The sequence below is a fragment of the Rhodococcus sp. UNC23MFCrub1.1 genome (assembly GCF_000686025.1).
Classification (GTDB): domain Bacteria; phylum Actinomycetota; class Actinomycetes; order Mycobacteriales; family Mycobacteriaceae; genus Rhodococcoides.
This window is the reverse complement of record NZ_JMLQ01000006.1, coordinates 47,187-72,850: the sequence shown is the minus strand read 5'-3', so window position 1 is coordinate 72,850 and position 25,664 is coordinate 47,187. Positions and strand designations below refer to the sequence as shown.

General features: G+C 69.9%; 22 protein-coding genes. 10 read left to right on the top strand and 12 right to left on the bottom strand.

What is annotated here, in order from left to right; translation table 11 throughout:
- Window positions 1-61: 61 nt before the first annotated feature.
- The 3 genes from BR07_RS0115205 to BR07_RS0115195 are packed head-to-tail and all read left to right on the top strand — an operon-like array spanning window position 62 to window position 2,676.
- Window positions 62-880, top strand: a complete 819-nt coding sequence (locus tag BR07_RS0115205; RefSeq protein ID WP_027506181.1) for a class I SAM-dependent methyltransferase — start codon at window positions 62-64, stop codon at window positions 878-880.
- Window positions 881-935: 55 nt separating this feature from the next.
- Window positions 936-1,745, top strand: coding sequence for a class I SAM-dependent methyltransferase (locus BR07_RS24790; protein WP_051613440.1), 810 nt, complete (start codon window positions 936-938; stop codon window positions 1,743-1,745).
- Between the two features lie 10 nt (window positions 1,746-1,755).
- On the top strand, window positions 1,756-2,676 hold the full coding sequence (locus BR07_RS0115195; RefSeq protein WP_027506180.1) for an ROK family protein: 921 nt from the start codon (window positions 1,756-1,758) through the stop codon (window positions 2,674-2,676).
- 42 nt (window positions 2,677-2,718) lie between these two features.
- Here the strand turns inward: BR07_RS0115195 and BR07_RS0115190 are convergent, their stop codons facing one another.
- From BR07_RS0115190 to BR07_RS27020, 4 genes are all read right to left on the bottom strand, one after another.
- A complete protein-coding gene (locus BR07_RS0115190; RefSeq protein WP_027506179.1) occupies window positions 2,719-4,548 on the bottom strand; it encodes a phosphoenolpyruvate carboxykinase (GTP) in 1,830 nt (609 codons plus the stop codon).
- Window positions 4,549-4,826: 278 nt separating this feature from the next.
- A complete protein-coding gene (locus BR07_RS24785) occupies window positions 4,827-5,144 on the bottom strand; it encodes a DUF6802 family protein (protein WP_051613439.1) in 318 nt (105 codons plus the stop codon).
- Between the two features lies 1 nt (window position 5,145).
- Window positions 5,146-6,525, bottom strand: a complete 1,380-nt coding sequence (locus BR07_RS0115180) for a hypothetical protein (protein WP_027506178.1) — start codon at window positions 6,523-6,525, stop codon at window positions 5,146-5,148.
- Window positions 6,522-7,109 carry a hypothetical protein gene (locus BR07_RS27020; protein ID WP_027506177.1) on the bottom strand — a complete coding sequence of 196 codons (588 nt, stop codon included), beginning with the start codon at window positions 7,107-7,109 and terminating at the stop codon, window positions 6,522-6,524. Before BR07_RS27020 ends, BR07_RS0115180 begins: the two co-directional genes overlap by 4 nt.
- A 132-nt stretch (window positions 7,110-7,241) precedes the next feature.
- Here BR07_RS27020 and trmB point away from each other — a divergent pair, with 132 nt between their 5' ends.
- Genes trmB through BR07_RS0115160 form a run of 3 tightly spaced genes read left to right on the top strand, consistent with a single transcriptional unit; the run spans window position 7,242 to window position 11,854 of the window.
- Window positions 7,242-8,078 (top strand): tRNA (guanosine(46)-N7)-methyltransferase TrmB, encoded by an 837-nt coding sequence (trmB, locus tag BR07_RS24780; RefSeq protein ID WP_231476385.1) that lies wholly within the window; start codon window positions 7,242-7,244, stop codon window positions 8,076-8,078.
- Window positions 8,075-8,767, top strand: coding sequence for an NYN domain-containing protein (locus tag BR07_RS0115165; RefSeq protein ID WP_027506176.1), 693 nt, complete (start codon window positions 8,075-8,077; stop codon window positions 8,765-8,767). Before trmB ends, BR07_RS0115165 begins: the two co-directional genes overlap by 4 nt.
- A complete protein-coding gene (locus tag BR07_RS0115160) occupies window positions 8,768-11,854 on the top strand; it encodes an MMPL family transporter (protein ID WP_027506175.1) in 3,087 nt (1,028 codons plus the stop codon).
- Here the strand turns inward: BR07_RS0115160 and BR07_RS24775 are convergent.
- The 5 genes from BR07_RS24775 to BR07_RS0115135 form a co-directional block, all read right to left on the bottom strand.
- Complete coding sequence (locus tag BR07_RS24775) at window positions 11,814-13,643, bottom strand: DUF2339 domain-containing protein (RefSeq protein WP_051613438.1); 1,830 nt, start codon at window positions 13,641-13,643, stop codon at window positions 11,814-11,816. The genes BR07_RS0115160 and BR07_RS24775 overlap by 41 nt on opposite strands.
- Window positions 13,644-13,731: 88 nt before the next feature.
- On the bottom strand, window positions 13,732-14,388 hold the full coding sequence (locus tag BR07_RS0115150; protein WP_037186162.1) for a DUF1707 SHOCT-like domain-containing protein: 657 nt from the start codon (window positions 14,386-14,388) through the stop codon (window positions 13,732-13,734).
- 28 nt (window positions 14,389-14,416) lie between these two features.
- Window positions 14,417-15,091: a response regulator gene (locus BR07_RS0115145; protein ID WP_027506351.1), complete on the bottom strand. Its 675-nt coding sequence runs from the start codon at window positions 15,089-15,091 to the stop codon at window positions 14,417-14,419.
- Entirely contained in the window at window positions 15,049-16,206 is a 1,158-nt protein-coding gene (macS, locus tag BR07_RS0115140) for a MacS family sensor histidine kinase (RefSeq protein WP_027506173.1), read from the bottom strand. The genes BR07_RS0115145 and macS overlap by 43 nt, the downstream gene beginning before the upstream one ends.
- Window positions 16,178-17,356 carry an AI-2E family transporter gene (locus BR07_RS0115135; RefSeq protein WP_027506172.1) on the bottom strand — a complete coding sequence of 393 codons (1,179 nt, stop codon included), beginning with the start codon at window positions 17,354-17,356 and terminating at the stop codon, window positions 16,178-16,180. The genes macS and BR07_RS0115135 overlap by 29 nt, the downstream gene beginning before the upstream one ends.
- 103 nt (window positions 17,357-17,459) lie before the next feature.
- Here BR07_RS0115135 and BR07_RS0115130 point away from each other — a divergent pair, with 103 nt between their 5' ends.
- The 4 genes from BR07_RS0115130 to BR07_RS0115115 all read left to right on the top strand — a co-directional run bounded on the left by BR07_RS0115130 (window position 17,460) and on the right by BR07_RS0115115 (window position 21,185).
- Window positions 17,460-18,908, top strand: coding sequence for an adenylate/guanylate cyclase domain-containing protein (locus BR07_RS0115130; protein ID WP_037186160.1), 1,449 nt, complete (start codon window positions 17,460-17,462; stop codon window positions 18,906-18,908).
- 30 nt (window positions 18,909-18,938) lie between these two features.
- Window positions 18,939-20,084, top strand: a complete 1,146-nt coding sequence (locus BR07_RS24770) for a lysylphosphatidylglycerol synthase transmembrane domain-containing protein (RefSeq protein ID WP_051613437.1) — start codon at window positions 18,939-18,941, stop codon at window positions 20,082-20,084.
- A 63-nt stretch (window positions 20,085-20,147) separates the two neighbouring features.
- A complete protein-coding gene (locus tag BR07_RS0115120; protein WP_027506170.1) occupies window positions 20,148-20,699 on the top strand; it encodes a YceI family protein in 552 nt (183 codons plus the stop codon).
- Window positions 20,700-20,786: 87 nt separating this feature from the next.
- Window positions 20,787-21,185 carry a DUF3054 domain-containing protein gene (locus tag BR07_RS0115115; RefSeq protein ID WP_051613436.1) on the top strand — a complete coding sequence of 133 codons (399 nt, stop codon included), beginning with the start codon at window positions 20,787-20,789 and terminating at the stop codon, window positions 21,183-21,185.
- A 13-nt stretch (window positions 21,186-21,198) separates the two neighbouring features.
- Here the strand turns inward: BR07_RS0115115 and BR07_RS0115110 are convergent, their stop codons facing one another.
- From BR07_RS0115110 to BR07_RS0115100, 3 genes are all read right to left on the bottom strand, one after another.
- Entirely contained in the window at window positions 21,199-21,936 is a 738-nt protein-coding gene (locus BR07_RS0115110) for a sulfite exporter TauE/SafE family protein (protein ID WP_027506168.1), read from the bottom strand.
- Window positions 21,937-21,961: 25 nt separating this feature from the next.
- Entirely contained in the window at window positions 21,962-23,602 is a 1,641-nt protein-coding gene (locus tag BR07_RS0115105; protein WP_027506167.1) for a penicillin-binding protein, read from the bottom strand.
- A gap of 130 nt (window positions 23,603-23,732) precedes the next feature.
- A complete protein-coding gene (locus BR07_RS0115100; protein ID WP_231476384.1) occupies window positions 23,733-25,634 on the bottom strand; it encodes a penicillin-binding transpeptidase domain-containing protein in 1,902 nt (633 codons plus the stop codon).
- Window positions 25,635-25,664: the final 30 nt, after the last annotated feature.

Genomic DNA, 25,664 nt, shown 5'->3' with positions numbered 1-25,664 from the left:
CCGAAAAACCGGTAAGTTTCCTTTTAGGGTCGGGAAAACCCACTGCAGTGAGGCTCATGTCATGACGTCCGGGTTGATCGATGGCAACACTCTCGACGGCGTATCTTCCACCACTCTGTACACGCTCCACAATCGAGCCGCCTTCGCCGACGGCCCCGACAAGGTCATCGACGACCCGATGGCGCTGCGCGTCCGCGACGCCATCGAGTACGACTGGTCCAAGTTCGGAACCCCCGTGGCCGCCGCGGCGTTGCGCGCCCGCACCTTCGACTCCGCGGTGAGTGCGTACCTCGCCTCGCGGCCCCACGCCTCCGTCGTCGCGCTGGGCGAGGGACTGCAGACGGCGTACTGGCGACTCGGGCGGCCGGACACCACGTGGTACTCCGTGGACCTCGAACCGGTCATGGAGCTTCGTGCCCGCGTCCTGCCGCGCGAGGACCGGATCGTTCCCGTCGCGGCCTCCGCGTTCGATCTGACCTGGGCCGACGGCATCGACCCCGAGCCGGGCGTCTTCGTCTCCGCAGAGGGACTGCTGATGTACTTCGACGAACCCACCGCGATGGATCTGATCACCCGGTGCGCCGAGCTCTTCCCCGGTGGCGGCATGATCTTCGACTCCATTCCCGAGTGGTTGTCTCGCAAGACCGTCGCAGGGGTCAAGCTGACCGAGCACTACACGATGCCGGCCATGCCCTTCAGTATGACGTCGAGCCGTGGGCGTTCGCTCGCCGACGAGATCCCGGGCGTCGCCTCGGCGACCGATGTCCTGTTCCCTGCACACAAGGGCGCGTGGAAGTTCAACTCCATGCCGCTGGTGGCCGACAGCCCGCTCTTCCGCAACCGACGCACCTCCGTCACTGTGCTGCGCTTCGCCCCCTGACCCGCGGGCCGTGAGCCCGGCGAGCCAGGTCGGCCGGGCGCTACAGTCTCCACTCGTGCCCTCGTCTCCCGTCACCGCCGGACTCGCTCGACGGGCCACCCTTCGACGGTCACTCTCGCTCGTGTCGGACTTCCGGTTCGAGCAGTCCGATCCCGCGCGCTTCTACGGGGCGCTGGCTCGCGACACAGCGATGCTGATCGACGACCTGTGGACCGGGGCCACCGGAACGACTCTCGACGGACTGACGGTGCTCGACGTCGGCGGCGGACCCGGCTACTTCGCCGACGCCTTCGCGGACGCGGGTGCCCACTACGTCTCCGTGGAACCGGACGCCTCGGAGATGCACGCCGCGGGGCTCGACGCCCGCGGGTCCGTCCGAGGATCCGGTACCGCGCTGCCCGTCCGCTCGGACAGCGTCGACATCTGCCTCTCCTCCAACGTCGCGGAGCATGTCCGCCACCCGTGGATCATGGCCGAGGAGATGCTGCGCGTGACGCGGCCCGGCGGACTGGTGGTGTTGTCCTACACGATGTGGTGGGGCCCGTTCGGCGGGCACGAGACCGGACCGTGGCACGTGTTCGGCGGCGAGCGCGCCGCTCGCCGCTACGCGCGCGTGCACGGCGCCGAACCGAAGAACCGTTTCGGAGAGTCGCTGTTCCCGATCCGCGCCTCGCACGGATTGCGCTGGGCTGCAGAGACTTCGGGCGGCGAACTCCTCGCGGCCTTCCCGCGGTACCACCCCCGCTGGGCGTGGTGGTGTGTCCGCGTCCCCGGATTTCGCGAGCTGGCGGTGAGCAATCTCGTGGTCGTGCTCCGCGCGCACTCCGCCGCCGACCGCGGACTCGGGACCACGCTCGCCCGTTAGGGTGGCGTGAATGACGACGACCGAGAGAACATCGCTCGCACTCGACATCGGTGGCACCAAGTTCACCGCCGCGGTGGTGGGTGCCGACGGACGACCGCAGGACCCCGTCGTCGTTCCGACCCCCACCGAGAACGTCTGGGCGGCGTGCGAGGAGCTTCTCCTCTCGGTGGTGTCCGCGGCAGGGGTCGAGTTCCAGGACATCGAGGCCGTCGGTATCGCCTCGGCCGGGCCCGTGGACACCGTTGCCGGCACCGTGGCGCCGATCAACATCGCGGAGTGGCACGAGGGCTTCGGGCTCGTGGAGGCCGTCCGCGGCGTGGTTCCGAACGCCACCGTGACCCTGGCACTCGACGGTGCGTGCGCGGCCCTGGCCGAGCATCGTTTCGGGGCCGCCCGCCACGTGCAGAACGTGCTGGGCATGGTGGTGTCGACCGGCATCGGCGGCGGCCTGGTCCTGGGCGGCGAGATCGTTCGCGGCCACAGCGGCAACGCCGGGCACGTGGGACACATCGTCGTCCCCGGATCCATCGAACCCTGCACCTGCGGCGGGGTCGGCTGTGTCGAGACGGTCGCCAGCGGCCCGAACGCGGTCCGTTGGGCCCGCGAGAACGGCTGGGATGGTGCCACCGGCATCGACCTCGCCGAGTCGGCCCGCGCCGCCGACCCGGTGGCGGTCGCCGCCCTCCAACGGGCCGGCGTGGCGCTGGGACAGGCGATCGCGTCCGCCGCGGCGCTGCTCGACATCGAGACGGCCGTCCTCGGCGGTGGCTTCAGCGCGGCCGGCCCGGCGCTGTGGAACCCCATCCGCGAGACCGTCGCGTTGCACGCCCGGCTCGGCTTCCTCGAGTCGTTCACGGTGGTACCCGCTGCCCTCGGGGCCGTCGGGACTCTCACAGGAGCGGCCGCACTGGTCACCCCGAGACAGCACTGACGCCCGCCCGCGTGATCGGGAGCGGGCGTCAGTGGTGGCGGATCAGGAGTTCAGGCGCTGCTTGAGAGCGTCGAACTCGTCCTGGATGCCGGTGGGGAGCTTCTCGCCGACGAAGTCGAACCATTCCTCGATGAGCGGGATCTCCTTCTTCCACTCGTCGACGTTCACCGCGAGCGCCTCGGCCACATCGGCCGTGGCGACGTCGAGTCCGTCGATGTCGAGCGCGTCGGCGGTGGGCACCACACCGATGGGCGTGTCGACACCGGCGGCCTTGTGCTCGATGCGCTCGACGATCCACTTCAGCACGCGGGAGTTCTCACCGAATCCGGGCCACAGGAAGCGCTTGTCGTCGCCGCGGCGGAACCAGTTGACGTAGAACACCTTCGGGAGCTTGGACTCGTCGGCGTTCTTGCCGAGGTCGATCCAGTGCTGGAAGTAGTCGCCGACGTTGTAGCCGAGGAACGGCAGCATCGCCATCGGGTCGCGGCGGATGGTGCCGACGGTTCCCTCGGCCGCTGCTGTCTGCTCGGAACCGACGGTGGCGCCCATGAACACGCCGTGCTGCCAGTCGCGAGCCTCGGTGACCAGAGGAACGGTGGTCTTGCGACGGCCACCGAAGAGGATCGCCGAGATCGGCACACCCTGCGGGTCGTCCCACTCGGGCGCCATGGACGGGCACTGGGACATCGGCACGCAGTAGCGCGAGTTGGGGTGCGCCGCATTGCTGTCCGAGTCCGGCGTCCAGTCCTTGCCGGTCCAGTCGATCAGGTGCTGGGGGTCACCCTCGAGGCCCTCCCACCAGACGTCGCCGTCGTCGGTCTGCGCGACGTTGGTGAAGACGGCGTTGCCCTGATCGATGGTGCGCATCGCGTTGGGGTTCGAGTCCCAGTTGGTACCGGGCGCGACACCGAAGAAGCCGAACTCCGGGTTGACCGCGTACAGCCGGCCGTCCTTGCCGAAGCGCATCCACGCGATGTCGTCACCGATGGTCTCGGCGCGCCAGCCCGGAATGGTCGGCTGGATCATCGCGAGGTTGGTCTTGCCACAGGCGGACGGGAACGCCGCGGCGATGTAGTACGCCTTGTCCTCCGGCGAGATGAGCTTGAGGATCAGCATGTGCTCGGCCAGCCAGCCCTCGTCGTGGGCCATGGCCGACGCGATACGCAGCGAGTAGCACTTCTTGCCCAGCAGCGCGTTGCCGCCGTAGCCGGAGCCGTAGCTCCAGATCTCGCGGTCCTCGGGGAAGTGCGAGATGTACTTGGTGTCGTTGCACGGCCACGGGACGTCCTGCTGACCCTCGTCGAGCGGGGCTCCGAGCGAGTGCAGAGCCTTGACGAAGAAGCCGTCGTCCCCGAGCTTCTCGAGCACCTTCGCGCCCATGCGCGTCATGACGCGCATGGAGACGACGACGTACTCGGAGTCGGTGATCTCGACACCCAGCTTGGGGTCGTCGGCCTCGAGCGGGCCCATGCAGAACGGGATGACGTACATGGTGCGACCGCGCATGCATCCGCGGTAGAGATCGCGCATCGTGCCGCGCATCTCCTCCGGGTCCATCCAGTTGTTGGTGGGACCGGCGTCGATCTCCCGAGTGGAGCAGATGTAGGTCCGCGACTCGACGCGCGCCACGTCGGACGGGTCGGAGTTGCCCAGGAACGAGTTGGGCTTCTTCTCGGCGTTCAGCCGAGTGAACGTCCCCGCGTCGACCAACTGGTCGGTGAGGCGGTTCCACTCCTCGTCCGAACCGTCAGCGAAGACGATCCGGTCGGGCTGGGTCAGCTCGGCCACGTCACGTACCCAGGCCAGCAGGCCTGCATGCGTCGTGGGCGGCGTGCCGTCGGTTCCGTTGAGACCCGGAATGGTCGCGGTCATCTTGTCTCCTGGGGTGGTGCAGGAACGTGTGGCCGTCACCGCCTCGGTCCGTCGATCGGCGCCGAACCGAAGTGCGTGAGCGAACCATGGGTTCCCAGTGGGCGGGGTAGTCCCGTGACCTTCGATCGACAGATCGCAGGGCCCCGAGTGTCCTGGACCTAGAGGTTAACGCTGTGAAGAACGGCCAGGGCACTCGGGGCATGTCCGTTCCGTCACAAAACCGATTCAGTGACCTGGCCGTAAAGCGCACTATGTCAGGACATTTGGTGTCTATCGCGTCACAGCGAGCCGCGCTCGGACGCACGCCAGACGGCGTCGGGACCGTCCGCGAGGTCGGTGGAGGACACCCACACGGTGTAGTCGCCGTCGGCCTCGAAGACCGTCGCACGGTCGACGTCGCCGTCACCGTCGAGATCGCTGAGAACCGTCATCTCCGTCGCACTCCGATGGAATGCCGACGCGTGGACGTCGGACAGACCTCCGTGCAACACCGCCGTGTCGGCGGTGCCGTCCCCGTCGAGATCGAGGGCAGGGTCGAACCCGTCGTCCGCGACACCCGGCCCGTCCGGGTCGAACGATCCCGACCACTCGGCCATCTCAGTCCCCCGTGTTCCTCGCTGTCGTTCCCACCTCGTGCTTGGACGCATCCAGCGAAGAGACGGTTCCCCGCCGCCCGAAAGTGGGGGCGACGCGGTCCAGCACGTCGAGATCCCGTTGATAGGCGGCCGCCCGCGAGGCAGCTCGGGACGTGATGTCTCGGATCTCGCCGTCGATCTCCGCGATCAGCGCGTTCCGCCGGGCGGAGGCGTCTCTGACCTGCGCCGACAGTCTCGCGGTCAGCCACGAGTCGGCGATCACGAGACGGGACGCGGTGTCCCGTTCCCAGCCGGAGGCGGCATCGGCCACCACGTCCGCAGCCCATCGGCGCAGGCGCGCGCGGCGCGTCGAGAGGAGCCTCGTCCGCACCACCGCGGCGGCCATCATCGCGGCGCAGAGCACGGTCACGAACCCGGCCGACGCGCCGCCGAGGGAGGCCACCCACACCGCCACCCGCCCCACCCCGGCACCCGCCGAGGCACCGACGACACCCGCCACCACCTCGTCGACTCCCCACCCGGCCGACGGGGGCGGTTGGTGGGTCGTCGACGCGCGTTCGACCGGGGGTGCGGAGTCCACGGCGCCGACCGCGGTCAGCGCGGTGGTCACCTCGTCCGCGAGCCGACCCGTCGCCGCATCGATCTCCGCGGCGACCACGGACGGAAGGCGTCGGAGGTCGGCGAAGCTCGCGTCCCCGACGGCGGCGGCGACCCGCGCGCCCGTCTCCCGCCGATGCACGCCGACCCGGTGGGCGAGATCGAGGCGCAGCTCGGCCGTCGACCGCCGGAGGAGCAGTCCGTCGTCCGTCGCGATCGACGCGGCCCGGCGCCGGCGTTCCCGCGCGTCGGCGAGGTCCGCGCTGCCCGTGTCGCGTCGGGCCGCCGCTGTCAGTGCCGTGCGGGCCTCGGCCAGCGCACGGTCCACCGCCGTCCGCTCCGCCTCTGCCGGGTCCACCCGGTCCGCTGCCCGAGCGAGCGCGTCCACGATTGCATCGTCGTCGGGACCGCACACCACCACCGCGTCGGCGCGCGGGACCGACGCCGCCCATCGGGCGAGGACGCGCCGCGCGTCGTCCGGTCCGGCGGCGATCCGGAGCACCACCGGAAGATCGGCCGGGATCGACCGCGCCGCCCGGACGAGGGCACCGCCCGGCGGCAGGGCGGGATCCACCAGGACGAGCACGGCCGAGGCCGCGCAGACGGGACGGACGGACCATCCCGCGGAGGTCACCACCGCACCGACCGCCTCCTGGTCGAGACCCGGTGCCGCGAGAACGGCGACGGTGCGCGCCGGTGCGGGTCCTCGCCCCAGCCGACTCAGGGAGTCGGGACTCCACGTCCGCACCACTCGGGCCGCGTCGGCGGGCAGGTCGAGACTCACGCGCGTGCACCGCTCCGGACGTGAGCCACCTCGGGGGCGCGCAGAAACGTCTCGATCGACGACCTTCCGAGCGCACTCCGAGCGGCCACCGTCTCGACCGCGGCGAGCAGGGCGATGTCGCGGCACCTCGCCGCGCGCGACACCGCCGTCGCCCAGGCACGGGTGAGCGTGTCGACGTCGTCCACGCCGATCACGGGCATCCCGGCCGGCAGCACCGCGGCGACGGCGTCCGCGTCGATCGGGAGGTCGGTGCGCCCGAGGACCACGAGGGTGTCACCGCCGGGCCGTGCCGCCACCACCTCGAGGTCCGCGGCGCTCACGGTCCGAGCGACGACGAGCGCGAGAACGTCGTGGTCCAGGACGGGAGGAGGAAGGTCGGGGGCGTCCACCCCGTGCACCTCGGCCGCCTCGGGAAGGACCAGCGCCGTGACGACGCGGGACTTGCCCGCACCGGGGCGTCCCGCGACGGCGAGACGCACCGGGGAACGCCATCGCTCGATCACCGCCCGCAGAGCGGCGTCGTCGACGCTGCGTTCCAGCTCGGTCACCGCGCGGTGCAGCGCGCTCGACTCGGTCCCCGGCATCCGTGATCCCCCGATTCTGCAGATGCGACGGGGCGATTCTCACACGCCGATCCCGGTGTCGGTAGGCCAGAGTCTCGACCTGAAGTCGAGACCCTGCTGTCACGAAATGCGTCCATGGGAGACAATGACAGGATGACCGACCCCCGTGCCGTGGACGCAGCGCCCGAGAACGGCCTGTCCGACGGTGCCGACGAGAGCCGGTCCGGCGGTTCCCGGCTGTATCCCCGGGTGACCAGTTTCCGGTCCCGACGCGGCGCGCTCACCGAACCGCAGCAGGCCTCGTGGGACCGGATGTGGCCCGGCATCGGCCGCGAGGTGGCCGACGAGCCGCTCGACGCCGCGTCGTGGTTCGGCCGGACCGCCCCGGTGGTTCTCGAGATCGGCTCCGGGACCGGCACCGCCGCGCTCGCGATGGCGGCCGCCGAACCGCACGTGAACCTCGTCGCCGTCGAGGTCTACCGACCGGGAATCGCGCAGACGGTCCAGGGGATCGAGCGAGAAGGTCTCTCCAACCTGCGCATTCTGCGGGGCGACGCTGCCGACGTGCTCGAGAACATGGTCGCTCCCGGTTCGCTCGCCGGCGTCCGAGTCTTCTTCCCCGACCCCTGGCCCAAGGCCCGGCACCACAAGCGCCGACTGCTGAAGGCCGCCACATTCGCCCTGGTGGCGGATCGTCTCGAGCCCGGCGGCATTCTCCACGTCGCCACCGACCACGCCGACTACGCGGAGTGGATCGAGGAGGTCGGTGACGCGGAGCCCGCTCTGACGCGGCTGCCGTTCGATGCCGAACGACGTACCGTCGAGGGGTCCTCCCTGTCCGTCGACCGTCCGGTGACGAAGTTCGAGGGCAAGGCCCAGCAGGTCGGCAGGCCGACGAGCGAGTTCGTCTGGGGCAGGCCATCCACCGGAGCGACCGACGTCGCTGCGGCGACGATCACGCGACGAGAGAGCGAGAACCCACTCCGATGAGCGTGGACGAACAGAACACGGACACGGCCGTGCTCGACGGCGCCGGTGATTCTCGCCATACCAAGAAGGTCCTGCTCGTCTGGGATGCGCCCAATCTGGACATGGGCCTCGGCGCCATCCTGGGCGGACGACCCACCGCCGCCTACCGCCCGCGCTTCGATGCGCTGGGCCGATGGCTGCTCGGCCGCACCGCCCAGCTCTCCGCGCACCAGACCGCGAGCCTCGAACCCGAGGCCACCGTCTTCACGAACATCGCCCAGGGCAGCGCCGACGTCGTTCGTCCCTGGGTCGAGGCCTTGCGTAACGTGGGCTTCGCGGTCTTCGCCAAGCCGAAGATCGACGAGGACAGCGACGTCGACTCCGACATGCTCGATCACATCGAGCTCCGCTCACGGGACCACGGTCTCGCGGGAGTGGTGGTCGCGTCCGCGGACGGCCAGGCCTTCCGGCTCCCACTCGAAGCCATCGCGGCAACGGGTGTGCCCGTTCAGATCCTCGGGTTCCGTGAACACGCCAGTTGGGCCGTCACGTCGGAGACTCTCGAGTTCCTGGATCTCGAGGACATCCCCGGTGTGTTCCGCGAACCACTGCCGCGGGTCAGCCTCGAGTCCCTTCCGGACGAGGGCGCCTGGCTGCAGCCGTTCCGTCCGCTGTCCGCCCTGCTCGTCGGGCGTCAAGGAGTGTCCTGAGTGTTTTCTCGCTGGGGAGATCTGGTTCACCGATCACGGTTCACCGTCATCGGTGTGATGGTCGCGTTCCTGCTGGGCCTCGCCGCGTACGGACTCAGCCTCAACGATCACCTGAGTCAGAGCGGCTGGGACGACCCGAACTCGGAGTCGGTGCACGCCGCCGTCACCGCGGACGGCACCTTCGGTCGCGACAGCACCGGCGACGTCGTCGCCCTCTACACCGCACCCGAGGGATCGACGGTCGACGACCCGGCGTTCCAGCAGACCGTCACCGCTGGTCAGGACGCCATGATGGCGGCGCACTCGGACAAGATCTCGAAGATCAACATCAACTACTTCCAGCAGCGGCTCCCCGCGCTGGCCTCGCCCGACAAGACGAAGGCGATCGCCACGTTCGCGATCGCCGGCGCGAACGACACGGAACTGACCAACAACTTCCGTGACGTGAAGGACGCGTTCGCCATCGACGGCGTCGACGTGCAGCTCGCCGGCCTCCAGCCCATCGCGAACGCGCTGAACGACACCATGGCCGGCGACATCAAGCGCATGGAGATCCTCGCCATCCCCGTGGTGGGCGTGCTCCTGTTCTTCGTGTTCGGCGGCGTCGTGGCTGCGGCGTTGCCACTGATCATCGGTGGTCTCACCGTGGTCGCGGCCAACGGCATGGTCCGGCTGTTCACCAATTTCGTCGAGGTCAACAGCTTCGTCGCGCCCGTCGTCTCGCTCATCGGTCTCGGGTTGGCCATCGACTACGCGCTGTTCATCGTCAGCCGGTTCCGAGAGGAACTGGCCGACGGCCGCACGACACAGCAGGCCGTGCAACGCTCCGTCATGACCGCGGGCCGCACGGTCGTCTTCTCGGCGACGATGATCGTCGCGAGCCTCGGCGGTCTGCTGCTCTTCCCGCAGGGCTTCCTCAAGTCCGTCGCGTTCGGTGCGATCGCCACCGTCGCGCTGGCGGCCCTGACCGCCATCACCATTCTCCCGGCGATCCTGTCGATCCTCGGCCCGCGCATCGACGCTCTCGGACTGAAGAGCATGCGCAAGACCAAGACGACCGAGGAGATCGAGTCCGGGCCGTGGGGCAAGCTCACGCGCTGGGTCATGCGGAACCCGCTCAAGGTGTGCGTGCCCATCGTCCTGGGCCTGCTGATCCTCACGCTGCCGGTCGGTGCCATCAAGTTCGGCGGCATCAACGAGACGTACCTGCCGCCGGACAACCCCACCCGTGTCGCCCAGAACGTGTTCGACGAGAACTTCCCGTCCTACCGCACCGAGCCGCTCAAGATCGTGCTCGAGAACGCGGAGGGTCCGCAGTTGGGCACGGTCCTGCGCGAGGCGTCCAACGCTCCCGGGCTCGTCGAACGGTTCTCCATCGAGCGCAACGAGAACGGTGTCGCCGTGCTCAAGGCGGGCCTGGTCGACCGCAACGTGTCGTCGCCGGCCATCGACTACATCCGCTCCATCGACGTTCCCGACGGGGTGACCCTGTCGGTCGGCGGCACGCCCGCCATCGAGCAGGACTCGATCGCGGCGCTCGTGGACCGACTACCCCTCATGGCGACGCTCGTCGTGCTGGTCACGACGCTGCTGATGTTCCTCACGTTCGGGTCGCTGGTGCTCCCCCTCAAGGCCATCCTGATGACCACGCTGGGCCTCGGCGCGACGCTCGGCATCCTCACGTTCATCTTCGTCGACGGCAACGGCGCGGGTCTGCTGAACTTCACTCCCGGGCCGATCATGGCCCCGGTCCTGGTGCTGATCATCGCGATCATCTTCGGGTTGTCGACGGACTACGAGGTGTTCCTGCTCTCCCGCATGGTGGAGGCACGAGCCCGCGGAGCCAGTACGACCGAGGCCATTCGCGTCGGTACCTCGCACACCGGTCGCATCATCACCGCGGCCGCACTGATCCTCATCGTCGTCACGGGCGCCTTCGCCTTCTCCGAGCTGGTGATGATGAAGTACATCGCCTACGGCATGATCGCCGCGCTCATCATCGACGCGACGTTGATCCGCATGTTCCTGGTCCCGGCGACGATGAAGCTGCTCGGCGACGACTGCTGGTGGGCGCCGCAGTGGATGAAGCGCATCCAGCAGAAGCTGGGGCTCGGCGAGCCGATCCTCGACGCCGAGATGATGCCCACCGATGTCCCCGAGCTCGTCGCGATCGGGTCCGCACCGCTCCCGGCGCGGACGCGGGAACCGCTCACCCAGCCGATTCCGCGGGTCATGCAGAGCGGCCCGTCGGCCGCTCGTGCAATGCCCGAGCGCGTCGCACCCGATCGTCCCCGGCCCGTCGCCCCGCGTCCGGCTCCCGAGCGCGTGCAGAAGCCCGCTGTGCAGGAACCCCCGGTGCAGCAGCCCGCCGCGCCGGAGCCCGTCGCACCGCGCGCCGTCGAACCCACGGCACCTCCCGTCGCACCCGCGCCCGCGCCCGCGGAGGAGATTCGGGTCGCCCGCCCGGCAGAGACCCGACCCGCCCGGGCCTCCGACGATCAGCAGAGTCGTCCGACGGCCGGTCCCGAGCCGACGTCGGCCGAGCCGGCACCGCGGAACGGCGCACCCGCCCCGCGCCCCATCGAGAGCTGGCTCGCCGAACTCCGCGCGCCGTCGGTCGCTCAGCGTTCGAACGGCTCGAACGGCTCGAACGGCTCGAACGGGCACGAGACCACGTCGTTCCGGTACGGCTCGGTCTCGGGCGACGGCATCGATGTCGATCGGCCCCGCAACGGCGACAGCAACGGGAACGGCCACTCCAACGGCAACGGGAACGGGAACGGCACCGGGAACGGTCACAGCAACGGGAACGGAGGGCCCCACGGGAACGGCTCGCGCACCAGCGCCGAGGTCGATTCCTGGATCGCCGGTCTGCGCATGCCCGAGCGCGAGGATCGGCCGGCACCCGAGCCCGAGACCCACAACCCCTCCACGCCCGAGGTCCCCGAGCCCGACGAGACACCGCCGACGACCACATCGGGTCGCCGGCGGGCTCGGGACGGGGACGACGAGTCGGGTGGTCGTCACCACGGTCAGTCCGGTGCCATCAGTGTGAGCGAGTTGCTGGCCCGCCAGCGTCGGCAGTGACGGCGCGGTCCGCGAACGACCTCGCGTAGCGGGTGCCGATACCGAGCAGCATCACTCCCACCACCAGGAACGCTGCGGCGCGGGGCAGTCCACCGAGTGCGCTGAGATCGAACAGGAACAGCTTGGCGATGGCCGAGGCCGCGACGGTGAGACCTGCGGCGAGGACCGCGCGGGCACCGGTGGCGTCGGACAGACCACGCATCAGCAGTGCGACGGCGACGGTCATCCACACGATGGTCGCTGCGCCGTGGCCGACGAGGAACCCGGTGCGGCCGCCGATCTCGATGCCGGTGATCACGCACACCGCCGTCGCACCGAAGAGGCCGGCGACTCCCGCCAGGCCGGCGGCGAGGGTTCGGAGCGTCGCGTCCCCGATGGTGCGCAGTGCCGCGAGCACTCCCGCCACAGCCATCGCGATCATGGCGACCGACGCGGGCACCGAGGCCCAGCCGGAGTCGAGCGCGCGAACGGGGCTGCTCAGCGAGTCGACCGAGGTGATCTGCGAGTGTGCGCTGGTTCCGAGGAGGGCGAAGAACGCGCCGGCTGCGGCCGACACACCCGAGCGGGCCCGGGCGCCGACGAGAAGCGCCGTGGTGGCGACCAGCAGCAGGGCGAGAATGCGGGCCTGATCGGCCGTGCCCGTCACCAGCGCCGACGCCACCGCCACCGAAGCCGTCGCTGTGAGCACCAGACGAACCGTGGTGACCAGCTCGCGTCGAGCGACCAGGATCGCCACCAGGGCGAGCGCGACCGCAGCGTCGACGCCGCCGGCGACGGGGCGAGAGAACAGCGTCGCGGTGACGAGGACCGCGGCGGCGGTGGCCGCGATCGAGGCGAGCGACGCCGGGTCCACGGCGCGGTGGGCGAGGGTGGTCCACCAGGCGACGACAGAAGTGCCGAAGGACAGTCCCGCGACGACGAGCAGCGGCAGCAGATCGGCGGTCGGGACCGTCTCCACGTGGGCGAGCAGCCCGGCGAGCAGCACCGCTCCGACGACCGGGACGGTGCGGACAACGCGCAACCAGACCCACTGTTCGCGGACGTCGACCGGCGAGGCGGCGATCTGCACGACCACCAGGAATGCGAGGAGTGCCGGCGTGATGCCGCCCGTGACGACGGGTGCCAGTGTCGCGATGCCGGCCACGACCATCACCGCGAGTGACTGCGACGACCAGCGCAGTGCGACCGCGACTCCGAGCGCGGCGACACCGAGTCCCACCACGAGCCCGACGACGGGATGCACCCACCCGTACAGCGCGGTGACGGCGGCGAGGTCGAGATACAGCCCGGCGAATCCCGTCGCGGCGAGTGCGACGGCGCCGACGCGGCCACCGGGTCGGGCGACCACACGGTGCGCGGCGGCGACGAGCGCTCCGGACAGCAGCGCACCCGCGGCGACACGAGGACCGGGCCCGAACCAGCCCGACTGCGCCGCGAGCACCACCAGCATCACGACACCGATGACGGTCACCGCAGCGCCCGCGGCGGCGAGCACACGACTGACGACACCGTCGCGTTGCCACCACGGGGTGGTGTCACGGGGAGGCGTGGGCATCGGGCGCGGGATCGGCCGTACCGGGGGAGTCGACACCGGAGGACTCTGCACCTGTGGCCTCGAGACGGGGTGCTGCTGAGGGGGCGCCTGCAGCGGGGCCTGCATCGGCGGACCGTCGAGCTGCTGTCGGAGGAGACCCAGGTCGTGGCCGACGCGGGCGAGATGCTGCTGCAGGGAGGCGACCTCACCGGACAACACGTGCACGAGTCGCGGATCTATCGAGGGAGTGGTCATACCTCGATCGTGCTGGCCGGGGCGGACCGGGGGAACACGGGAAACTACTCGAGTCCGACGCCGTTCTACTCAGCCGAGGGTGCAGTTCCTACCCGAACATGCGCTTGATGGACGTCCCGAACGGGTGCTTGGCCGTGACGGATCCGAAGCGGATGCGTCCGCGCACGACGACGTGCAGTCCCCCTTCGACAGGCCGGCTGCGCACCTTGTTGGTCGCACTGCCGCCCATGGTGTCGACGCCGTCGAGATCCACCGACGCACCCTCGGGCACCACGACGGTGATGGTGCTGCAGTAGTCGTCCACGTCGATCCGCACCTCGCGCGAGGTCAGAACCGCGGAACTGAAGTCGAGGGTCACCGTGGCCATCTTCGACGCGACCCGGATGGCCGACGGCGCGGTCCAGGTACCGGAACGGGTGACCGTCGACATCGTGGCTCGGATGTCCACGGGTGCACCGTCGGTGGCCGGGTGTCCGGGTGCCGACGTCAGCGCGTCGCTCGGGACCACGGCGAGCGGTCCGGCCTGCTGGGGTGGGCCGCCCTGCAGTGTCATGCCCGGCAGGTCGACCAGCACCGCGTTGAGCTCACCGCGCGTCTTGGCCGCCAGTACCGAGTCCATCCGCTCGGTGAACTCGCCGAGCGACAGCATCCCCTGTCCGACGGCGCGTTGGAGCAGGCCGCCCACGTGCTCTCGTTCGGCGTCGCTCACGCGCATGTTCCTGGGGTCGGTGCCGTCTCCGGTCATGGCGACCAGAGTAGTGAACACGACGCCGTCACTGCAGCCCCTGCTCGAGCGCCCACCGGGTGAGTTCGACACGATTCGCGAGGTGCAGCTTGCGCAGGGTCGCCTGCACGTGGTTCTCGACTGTGCGGTGACTGATACCGAGCCGAACGCCGATCTGCTTGGCGCTCAACCCTTTCGCGACCATGCGCAACACCTCCGTCTCGCGCTCGGTCAGCACGGGAGGCGGTTCCGCAGCCGTGGGGGCGGCTGCCATGCGCCGGTACTCCCCGAGCACCAGCCCGGCCAGTCCGGGCGTGAACACCGCATCGCCGCGACTCGTCGCCTGTACGGCGGACACCAGATCGTCGATGGAGGCGCTCTTCACGAGGTAGCCGGTCGCCCCAGCCTTGACCGCGCCGAGCACGTCGTCCCGTTCGGCGGACGCGGAGAGCACCAGTACCCGACTGTCGGGCGAGACCGCCAGCACCGACGCGGTGCCCTCGGCTCCGGTTCCGTCTCCGAGGTCCATGTCCATGACGACCACCTGCGGCGACGTCGCCCGCGCACGCGCGGTGGCCGAGCGGACTCCGTCGGCGGTGGCCACCACACGGAAGCCCCGCGCGTCGAGGTCCCGCGCCACTCCGTCACGCCACATCGGGTGGTCGTCGACTACCATCACCGTCACCGAGGCGTCGGCGCTGTCCGTGGCAGCGTCAGTTCCCATTCCGTTCCCTCTCCTGGCCTGCTGTCCACCCTCGCACGCCCACCGATGGCTGCCGTCCGGCCCACGATCGAGCCGGAGACGCCGAGCCGTCCCTCCGCACGCGCCTCGTCGAGACGGCCGGGTGCCATTCCTGCTCCGTCGTCGCGCACCGTCACCATCACCTCGTCCCCCAAGTCCTCCACCAGCACGAACACGTGGACGTCGGACCCGCCGTGTCGATGCGCGTTGTCGACGGCGGCGAGCGTCGCGGCCGCGAGCTCCGACGCGGCCGACGCCCGGAGAACGACGGCCTCGGACGGCGCCGAGACCACGGCGCGCGTGCCCACCGCAGCGCGCACCAGCGCGGCCAGGTCGGCAGTGCCGTCGGTACGCCCGGTGGCCGACCCGGACAGCAGGGCGCGGAGCGCAGCCTCCTGGCTGCCGGCGAGATCTGCCAGTTCTGCTGCTGCGCCGCCGATCTCGTGGCCGCGACGACTGACCATGGCCAGCACCTGCAGCACACCGTCGTGCACCTCGCGGGCCAGGCGCTCGCGTTCCGCGGTCGCCGCGGCCAGGGCCACCGCCTCGTCCAGGCGGCTGCGTGCGAGGCGCGCCGTCCGCGCCGCGAGCCCCAGTGCCAGACCGACGGACAACAGCACGGGCCCGGTCGAGTCGCGCCACAACTCGCCGTCGACGGTGCCGCGCACCACGGCGATGGCGGCGGTCATCACTGCCGCCGAGGCGAGCCCCGCTCGGGGGCCTCCCAGGACGGCGGCACCGATCACGGCGTTGGCCACCCAGATCGTCGTCGGGAGCACCTGGTGGTCCTGGCGCCATGCCGGACTCGCCACCAGCAGCGTGCTGCAGATCAATGCCGGCGTCATCATCTGGTCGGCGACGACGACGGGGCGCCGCGCGGGCGTCGTCAGGGTCGCGACGGCCGCGATTCCGGACCAGATGACGGTGACGACGACGAACAGCCAGCTCAGGCGCGGTGCGTCGTACCGATCCTGGACGACCAACTGGAACCCGACCACGTACAGGACGGTGACCAGTCGGAACGCTGCCGCGGCGCGCCACAGCGGTGCCTCCGCGACACCGGCGGCGTCAACTCGCGGGACCGTCGACCCCGCCACGGCTCAGCTTCTGGTTCTCGGGGTGCGGACTGTTCGGCGCGGCCGGGAACATCGGTTCCGACGGATCCGTGTCGGCGATCTCCTCGTACGCCTCCTCGGGATCGTCGGCGAGCAGTGAGCGGATAGCGGTATTGGCCATCGCGACGAGCGGCACCGAGAGCAGGCCACCGATGATGCCCGCCATGACGATGCCGGTGGCGATGGCGAGCACCACGGCCAGGGGATGCACACGGACTGCGCGACCGAGCAGGAGTGGTTGCAGCACATGGCCTTCGACCTGCATCACGGCGATGACGATCGCGAGTGCGATGAGCGCCGTGATGAATCCCTTGGTCACCAGGGCGACGAGCACCGCGACGAAGCCGGTGAGCACCGCACCCACGATGGGAATGAACGCTCCGATGAACACCAGTGACGCCAGCGGAAGAGCCAGCGGGACACCGAGGATCGCCAGTCCCGTGCCGATACCGATGGCGTCCACGGCGGCGACCGCGACGGTGGCGCGCACGTACCCCACCAGCGAGCCGAACGCCTGGCTGCCTGCCAACCGGACGCGGCGGCGCGCCCGCGTCGGGACGATCCGGGACACGAAGTCCCAGATCTGCTGTCCGCCGTAGAGGAAGAAGATGAGGGTGAAGAGCACGAGCAGAGCCCCGGTGAGCATCTCGCCGATCACCGCGGCGGTGGTCAACGCGCCACTGGTGAGGGCTTCCTGATTCGACTGCACCGACCGGACCACCGAGTCGCCGGCACTGCGGATCTGGTCCTCGCTGAAGTGCAGGGGCCCCTGCGTCAGCCAGTCCTGGATCTGGGTGACGCTGCCGGTGAACTGATCCGTGAGGGCGGGGACGCCCTCGATGAACTGCTCGACGACGAACGTCAGGATGCCCACCAGCAGCCCGAGACTGCCGAGGATCGAGACGATGACCGCGACGACGCGCGGGATGCCGCGCCGCTGCATCCAGTCGACGAGCGGGGAGAGCAGCGCCGACGCCAGCAGGGCGAGTGCCACCGGGACGACGACGCTCTCGAGCCGGTGCACGATCATGCCGATCACCACGAGACCGGCGAACAACACCAACAGACGCCACGTCCACGCAGCGCCGACACGTACCACAGGGTGTACCGACTCCGCCGGATCGTCCGTCACCGAGGAAGCCTAACCGAGCACCCGGTAAGTTGACCTCGTGCTGACGCTTCTACGTGCGGTCTCGTTGACCCTGAGAAGTCGCTGGCCGCTGTACCTCGCGTCGATGCTCCTGGCCAATCTGCTCGGCGCGATCCTGGTGTTCGCCTTCGTCCGGTACGGGCTGCCCATTCCCGAGAACGAGTCGATCGTCGTCGATCGGGTGCGCAATGTCTTCATCTTCGGGGCGTACCTGCTCTTCGCGGCCGTCGTCAGCCTCGCGACCGCCGCCGTCATGCTGCGCAGTGTCATGCGGTGGCAGATCCGCGGTGGACCGCCCAGCCGATCGGAGCAGATGGCCGCCCTGCACGCACCGCTGCGCCAGGCCATCGTGCACCTGGTGCTCTGGATCGTGGGCGGCGTCATCTTCATGCTGCTCACCGCGTCGGAGATGCCGTCGCTCGCGGTGGCCGTCGCGGTGACGGTCGCCATGTCCGCGGCGATCACCTTCGGCTTCACCTACATGCTGGGCGAACGCATCCTCCGGCCCGTCGCCGCGCAGGCGCTCAGCGAGGGCAGTTTCGACCGCACGATGACGCCCGGTGTGGGTACACGCATGGCGATGACGTGGGGACTGGGCACACTGATCCCCGTCGTCGGAATCCTGCTGCTGTGCGCGACCCAGCTGACCACCGACCTGGTCTTCTCCCCCGACTCGCTGGCCATCGCCATCAGCCTGCTCTGCGTGCTGGCGATCATCCAGGCGTTCTGTCTGTCGATGCTCACCGCCAGCCAGATCTCCGATCCCATCCGTCAGCTGCGCCGCGCCATCGAGAAGGTGCAGGAGGGCCACACCGAGGTCCAGGTCGAGGTGTTCGACGGCAGTGAGATCGGCCGTCTGCAGGTCGGCTTCAACCGGATGATGGCCGACGCGTCGGAGCGTGCAGTCCTGCGCGAGCTGTTCGGGCAGCACGTCGGTGAGGACGTCGCGCGGCGCGCTCTCAAGTTCGGCACCGAGCTCGGCGGCGAGACCCGATTCGTCGCGGTGCTGTTCGTCGACATGGTCGGCTCGACGGCCGCCGCCTCCGAACGTCCGCCCGGCGAGGTCGTCGACCTGCTCAACGACTTCTTCCGCGTCGTCGTCGACGTGGTCGACCGGCACCACGGCTTCGTCAACAAGTTCGTGGGCGACGCGGCGCTGGCCATCTTCGGCGCGCCCCTGGATCGCCCGGACGCACCCACCGCGGCACTGTCCGCAGCGCGGGAACTGCGCAGCGAGCTCACCGAGATCGCCGGACTCGACATCGGCATCGGCGTGTCGGCCGGACTGGCGGTGGCGGGAAACATCGGCGCCAAGGAACGCTTCGAGTACACCGTCATCGGTGATCCCGTGAACGAGGCGTCGCGCCTGACGGAACTCGCGAAGTTCACTCCCAGTCGGGTTCTCGCGTCGACGTCGGCACTGTACTTCGCCGACGAGGACGAGCAGTCCGAGTGGGAACTGGGCGAGAAGGTGCAGCTGCGCGGACGGCGGCGCGCGACGCACCTGGCCTCCCCGGTCGACTATCCGCGCTGATCGTCGGCACCGTTCGTTACTCTCGGTGCCGTGGTAGTTCCGGAGCAGGGCCGATCCGCTGGGTCGCCCCGCGCCGGTGGCAGATGGCGATGGCTGCGCTGGGTGGCCGCGGTCGCCCTCGTGGCGTTGCTGGTCGGTGAGGGTGTCTACCTGTGGCCGCGCCTGCACGAGTCGTGGCGCGCCCTCACCGAGATCCACTGGGGATGGGCCGCGGCCTGCGTCGTGATGCAAGCGATCTCGCTGTCCGCGTTCGCGCGTGTCCAGAAGCAGTTGCTGCGCGCGGGCGGTGTCCGCGTATCGCAGCGACGCTCGCTCTCCGTCATCTACGGCAGCACCGCCATGGCGCTGACACTGCCGGCCGGCCAGGTCTTCTCCACCGCGTTCACGTACCGCGAGACACGCCGCTGGGGCGCGAGCCCGGTGGTCGCGTCGTGGCAGCTCGCCATCTCCGGCGTCATCGCCGCGCTCGGGCTGGCTGTCCTGGGCGTGACGGGAGCCTTCCTCGTCGGCGGCAGCGCCAACACCCTCGCACTGATCGTCCCCGTCGCCGGCGTGATCGCCCTCATCGCCGGCGTGCGCTACGTCCGCTCCCACCCCCAGTCGATCGTGGGCATCGGCCGGTGGGGGCTGTCGAAGTACAACTCGCTGCGCAACAACGATCCCGACACGGGCATGGCCCGGCTGGACGAGATCGTCGAGCAGGTGAAGTCGGTACGCCTCGGTGCCCGCGACGGCACGGTGTCGCTCGGCTTCTCCGCGGTGCACCGCCTCGCGGACGTCGCGTGCCTCGGGTTCGCCTGCTACGCCATCGGCGCGGATCCGAAGATCTACGGGCTCCTCATCGCCTTCTCGGCCAGCAAGACGGTGGGGTCCATCCCCGGTGCGCCCGGTGGTCTGGTCATCGTGGACGCCACTCTCATCGCGACCCTCACCACCGCGGCCAGCATCAGCGCGTCACAAGCGGTCGCGTCCGCACTGGTGTATCGCCTGGTCAGCTTCATCCTGGTGGCACTCGTCGGCTGGGTCGTCTTCCTTATCCTGTTCCGCAAGCATCAGCACGAGGACCTGCACTTCGATCTCGCCGTCGAGCAGCGCGAGCGGACGGAACTTCGGGAGCGGACGGAACAGCCGTCGGCCACCCACCCGCTCGGCAAGGATTCCCCTCCGCGGGAATAGATGCGGACCGCGGTCCGGTTGTGTACTGTGAGGCTTGAACCTTCAACCACACAGGAGTTCGTCATGACTGCAGCAGTGTCCGTCCCCCAGCTCACCGCCGGCACGTGGGCCATCGATGCCACCCACTCGACCGTCGGGTTCACCGTCCGCCACCTGATGGTGAGCAAGGTCCGTGGCCGTTTCCAGACCTTCACCGGCACCATCACGGTCGACGAGAACGGCGCGCCCACCATCGACGCCGAGATCGACGTCGCCTCCATCACCACCGACAACGCGCAGCGCGACGGCCACCTCAAGACCGCCGACTTCTTCGAGGTCGAGAAGTTCCCCACTGCCACCTTCCGGTCCACCTCGGTCAAGGCCAAGGGCGACGACTTCGTGCTCACCGGTGACTTCACGCTGCACGGCGTGACCAAGTCCATCGATCTGAACGTCGAGTTCAACGGTGTCAACGCCGGCATGGGTAACGGACCGGTCGCCGGCTTCGAGGCCACCACCACGATCAACCGCAAGGACTTCGGCATCAGCATCGACATGCCCCTCGAGGGTGGCGGCGCCGTCGTCGGCGACAAGATCGGCCTGCTGCTCGAGATCGAGGCCGGCCACCAGGCCTGATCTCCTCCCGGAAAGACCCGCTCGACGCCCGCACAGCTGGCGCCGGTGCGGGTCTTTCCGCGTCTCGGCGCCTCGTAGTCTGGTGGCATGCCCGCGCGCACCCGCACTCCCGCCCTGTCGGCCCTCGCAGTGCCGGCGGTGATCGACGTCGTTCTCGTCCTCGTCTTCAGCGCCATCGGCCGAGGCAGCCACGAGGAGGGCGTGACCGTCGGGGGCACTCTGTCGACGGCCTGGCCGTTCCTCGTCGGCCTCGCCGTGGGATGGGCGGTGACCTACGCGCTGTACCGCGAGAAGTTCGTCGCGGTGTCCCTGGTCCCCACCGGGGTGCTCGCATGGATCGGCGCCGTCATCGTGGGCATGGTGCTGCGGCAGGTGTCCGGCGAGGGAACGGCCTTCAGCTTCATCGTGGTCGCGACGGTGACGCTGGCGGTGTTCCTGCTCGGGTGGCGTCTCGTCGCCCGCCTCGCTCAGCGTCGTCGCGCCTGACCCACACAGTTCCTCAGCCCAGCCACAGCCACGCTGCGAGGCCGAACCCGCACAGCGCCACGGCGATCCGGAGCGGATTCGGCGGAAGGTGTCTCACGATGCGCGGGCCGAGCGTTCCCCCGGCGATGGTGCCGATTCCCATCGCCAGTGCGGCGAGCCAGTTCACCTGGCCGGAGAACGCGAATATCACCGCGGCGACCAGGTTGGCCACGCCCAGCAGGTAGCTCTTGAGGAGCGTTGCGCGCCAGACGGGTTCGGCCGTGCAGATCAGCGTCAGGGCCATGAAGATGACGCCCGCACCCGCGCCGAAGTAGCCGCCGTAGATCGCGACGAGGAAGATCGCGCTCGGATACAGCACCGGGAAGGTCCGGTCACCGGCGAGGACGCGGATCCGCGGCTGCAGCAGCATGGCGACGGATGCGAGAACGACCAGGATCGGCACGACCGCCTCGAATGTCTCCCCCGGCGCGCGCAGCAGGACTACGGCTCCCGCGATGCCGCCCAGCGCGGCCCACAGGGTGAGCCAGAGCAGCGAACGACCGCTCTTGGCAAGCTCTTTGACCGACGACGCGGTGGCACCCACACCGGCCCCGACGAGCGCCACGGTGTTGGTCACGTTGGCCGCGACCGGTGGCAGCCCCACCGCCAGCAGCGCGGGGTACGACACGAGCGACGCCAGGCCGGTGATGTAGCCGATGACTCCGGCACCGAAGCCCGCCGCGATCAGCAGGACGAACTCGGTGACGGTCACGGGGTGAAACGTAGCAAGCCGGTGATCACTCCGACGGCGAGGCCATCTCGCGCATCAGCATGTTCGTCATGCGCGCCGCGGCATCGGTTCCGTCGGCGTCCTCGATGTAGACCGCGAAGGCCAGATCGCCCTTGGTGCCGAGGAACCAGCGATCGTCTCCGTTGTCCCCGGCGAGCCCGGTGACCGACGGATCGCTGACACCTTCGCTGCGGGCGTTGTCACGCAGTGTGTTCCGCAGCGAGGTCAGCACGGCCGGGGCGACGGGCGAGCCCGCACCGGACACCGTCGCCGGTGCGCCGCCGACGATCATCGGAGCCGGTGCCGATCCGCGAGCGACGGCCGCCGCCATCTCGGCGAGGCCGAAGGGTGTCACCGTCATGCCGGACACGGACGACGTCCGGCTGACACCGCGGAACTGGTCCACCGCCGACTGGCCGTCGGGGAGCGAGGCGGTGACGGCGTCGAGACCGGGGATGTCGAAGGAGGTACCCAAGCCGAACTGGCGTGCGGCGTCGGAGAATCCGATCTTCTGGCGATCGGCCGACGCCTGGATCACGTCCACGAGCGTCCCGGCGGGATAGAGGCCGGTGAACGCCGGCGTGCCCTCGTCGTTGGCGTAACTGTTCTGCGCGGTGGCGACGACGGCGCCGGTGGACGGCTTCATGACCACGATCGAGGCCGGGGTCCCGACGCTGACGGCGGCGGTCTCCGCAGCGAGCTGCACGGCCGGGTCGAGAGTGGACGTGATGTCGGGTGATCCCGGACCCTGGAACCCTGCCAGGCGGGTGGTCTCGCCGTCGGTGTCCGCGACCTCGACAGCCCAACCCGCGGTGGCGTCGCGGGAGTCCTGCCACACGGTCCGCAGCGAGTCCAGCACCGGCGACGTCAGCCGCCGGTCACCGGCGATGAGCTTGGGTTCCGCGTAGAGGACCACACCGGGGATCGCACGCAGGTCGTCCTCCAGCACGGCGTAGTCGTCGGCACGCAGGTTCACGGCGGTGATCACGGCACCGGGGTCCGCCGCGACATCGGCCTGGAGCGACTCGGACGTGATCAGCGGCGCCACGACGTCGATGACGTCGGCGAGGCGGGACGTCGTGTCGGCCAGGTCGGAGGTCGCGGAGGGATCGAGCCGCACGGAGGCGACGTTCTGTTCCGCCATCATCACGGCGCCCGAGGCGTCGAGCACGCGCGGTGCGGGTGCATCGGTGCGGGCGTAGCGGACGGACCCACCGGCACGCAGTTCCGGGGCGAGGATCGACGGATCCCACGAGATGCGCCAGCCGACGCCGAGCTTGCGCGTCGACCCCTGGGTGGTGACGCGCCACTCGCGCGAGTCCTGGCCGCGGGGTTCGCCGAACGACCAGGTGGAGTCGACGGTGAAGAAGCCGGACTCGTCGTCCAGGCCGATGTACTGCGACATGCGGCTCGTCGAGACTCCGGGCCCCATCGAGTCGAACATGGCGCCGATCGTTTGGGCCGCGGCATTGGGGTAGGAGGTCAGCGCGGCGGCCGCGGCCACGTCACGTTGATCGAGGGCGGCGACGAACCGGTCCACCAGCACCGCCGCCTCACTGCGAGGCTTGTTCACCACGAACGAGGCGACAGTCGCGAGCGACACGAACACTGCGAGCAGCGCGACGACGTACCTGGAACGCAGAACCATGCCCCAATAATCACATGAGTCACACCAGTAACACAGCACGGTGAGCACTCGGACCGGTCACGATCCGGTCACCCCGTGCGCCTTGTGCGTATCCAGGGGTGCGCAAAAGGCGCACAGGGCCGAAGGCCACTCAGCGCAGGAAGGACCCCGCCACCGTCAGCGCCGGCGCGGAGGAGTCGCCGCCCTCGACGAACACGGCGAACGCCAGGTCACCGCGGATGCCGACGAACCAGCCGTGCGCCGGGCCGCTCGCGACCTCGGCGGTGCCGGTCTTACCGAGCAGTCCGTCGATGTCCTGCAACTGCGTCGCCGTACCCGCGGTGACCGTCTCCCGCATCATGGCGCGCAGCTGGTCGGTCACCTCCGCCGGCGGGGCTGCGACGGTGCGATCCGCGGTACCGGGTCGTCCGGTGATCATGGTCGGCGACGGGGTGGATCCGTCCGCGATGGACGCCGCGACCAGTGCCATGCCGAACGGGGACGCGGTGACGGTGCCCTGCCCGATCGCGCTCTCGACGCGCTCGGCCGGCGTCGTCGCGGGCGGAACGCTGCCGGTCACGGTGGTGAGCCCGGGTGTCAGGTAGTCGACGCCGAGCCCGAACTGCAGGGCCGCCTGCTGCAGCGCGTCGTCGGGCAGATCGACGGCCAGCTGACCCATGGTGGTGTTGCACGAACGCGCGAACGCCGTCTGGAGCGGAACCGATCCGAGGTCGAAGTTGTCGTCGTTGGGGATGGTCCGGCCCTCGATGTTCGCGGATCCGGGGCACGGCACCACGGTCGTGGGGGTGACGGTGCCCGCCTGCAGTGCCGCCGAGGTGGTGACGGTCTTGAAGGTGGAGCCCGGCGGGTACAGGCCCGTGAGGGCGATCGGGCCCTGCGCGTCCGCGGCCGAGTTCTGCGCGACGGCCACGACGTCTCCGGTGGAGGGCCGGATCGCCACGACGGCCGCGGCGTTCGCTGTCGACGCGAGAGCGTTCTCCGCCTTGAGCTGCAACAGTGTGTCGAGCGTGACCTGGATGTCCGGGCCGACGGTCGCCTCGACGCCGGTCACCCGCTGGGCGACGGAACCGTCGGCGGCCACCAACTGCACGGCCCACCCGGCGGTGGCGTCCTGCTGCTCCTGCCACAGCTGCGCCACGTCGTTCAGCGCGGGAGAGGACAGTGCGCGATTCTCGGTCAGGAGCCGCGTCTGCGGCGCCAGAGTGACGCCGGGCAAGGCGGAGAGCAGGGACTCGATGGGGGCGAGATCCTCCTGCCGCAGGCTTACGGCCGTCACCGACGGAGCGCTCGACTGCGCGTCACGAAGGGATTCCGCCGTGACCGTCGGCGCGAACGGCGACACCAGTGCCGCGACGGCGCCGGGATCGGCGGTCTGGTCGAGATTCACCAGCGTCACCACCTGCTGCGACATGAGTGGCGCTCCCGAGGTGTCGACGACGCGAGGCGCGGTCGACGCGGTGACGGGCGTGTACCGAACCGTCGTCTCCGGAGTCAGGCCCGGTACGACGACACCCGGGTTCCAGGTGACCTTCAGCCCCTGTCCGCCGTCGGCGACGGATCCGGTCGTCGTGTAGGTCCAGACGCGTTCCGCGTCCGCCGGGGCCGACGTGGTGGGAGCTGCCGTGGTGGTCGCCGTCGCGGATGCGGTGCCGGTCGCGGGTGCCTCCGCATCCTCGGGCGGTGCAAAGGACCAGGAGGCGGACAGTGTGAACGTCTGCTGCTCGTCGTCTGCCTGGCTCACCGTGAACCGCGGTGTCGCCGTGACTGTTCCGCCACCGCCGAGTCCGTCGTACATCTGGGTGAGCACCGCGGTCGCTGCCGCCGGATCCGAGGTCAACTCTGCCGCGGCGCCCACGTTCTGTGTGCTCAGCGCTTCGGCGAACCGATCGGCCGTCACACGGGACGCCGGGGGCTCGTCGGCACTGCACGCGGTGGCGGCGAGCGCGACCGCGATGGTCGCGGCGGCGAGACGGAGTCCGCTGCTGGTGGAGGGGCCGAATCGGCGGGACGGTCGAGACATCAGCGAAGGCACGCACTGATAGTGCCCCACCGATCCGTCGGT

Excerpts from the sequence above, each read along its gene's own strand:
- BR07_RS0115205 (WP_027506181.1), top strand. The coding sequence starts at position 62 with ATGACGTCCGGGTTGATCGATGGCAACACTCTCGACGGCGTATCTTCC.
- BR07_RS0115195 (WP_027506180.1), top strand. The coding sequence starts at position 1,756 with ATGACGACGACCGAGAGAACATCGCTCGCACTCGACATCGGTGGCACC.
- BR07_RS0115190 (WP_027506179.1), bottom strand. The coding sequence starts at position 4,548 with ATGACCGCGACCATTCCGGGTCTCAACGGAACCGACGGCACGCCGCCC.
- BR07_RS24785 (WP_051613439.1), bottom strand. The coding sequence starts at position 5,144 with ATGGCCGAGTGGTCGGGATCGTTCGACCCGGACGGGCCGGGTGTCGCG.
- BR07_RS27020 (WP_027506177.1), bottom strand. The coding sequence starts at position 7,109 with ATGCCGGGGACCGAGTCGAGCGCGCTGCACCGCGCGGTGACCGAGCTG.
- trmB (WP_231476385.1), top strand. The coding sequence starts at position 7,242 with ATGACCGACCCCCGTGCCGTGGACGCAGCGCCCGAGAACGGCCTGTCC.
- BR07_RS0115165 (WP_027506176.1), top strand. The coding sequence starts at position 8,075 with ATGAGCGTGGACGAACAGAACACGGACACGGCCGTGCTCGACGGCGCC.
- BR07_RS24775 (WP_051613438.1), bottom strand. The coding sequence starts at position 13,643 with ATGACCACTCCCTCGATAGATCCGCGACTCGTGCACGTGTTGTCCGGT.
- BR07_RS0115150 (WP_037186162.1), bottom strand. The coding sequence starts at position 14,388 with ATGACCGGAGACGGCACCGACCCCAGGAACATGCGCGTGAGCGACGCC.
- BR07_RS0115145 (WP_027506351.1), bottom strand. The coding sequence starts at position 15,091 with ATGGGAACTGACGCTGCCACGGACAGCGCCGACGCCTCGGTGACGGTG.
- BR07_RS0115130 (WP_037186160.1), top strand. The coding sequence starts at position 17,460 with ATGCTCCTGGCCAATCTGCTCGGCGCGATCCTGGTGTTCGCCTTCGTC.
- BR07_RS0115120 (WP_027506170.1), top strand. The coding sequence starts at position 20,148 with ATGACTGCAGCAGTGTCCGTCCCCCAGCTCACCGCCGGCACGTGGGCC.
- BR07_RS0115115 (WP_051613436.1), top strand. The coding sequence starts at position 20,787 with ATGCCCGCGCGCACCCGCACTCCCGCCCTGTCGGCCCTCGCAGTGCCG.
- BR07_RS0115105 (WP_027506167.1), bottom strand. The coding sequence starts at position 23,602 with ATGGTTCTGCGTTCCAGGTACGTCGTCGCGCTGCTCGCAGTGTTCGTG.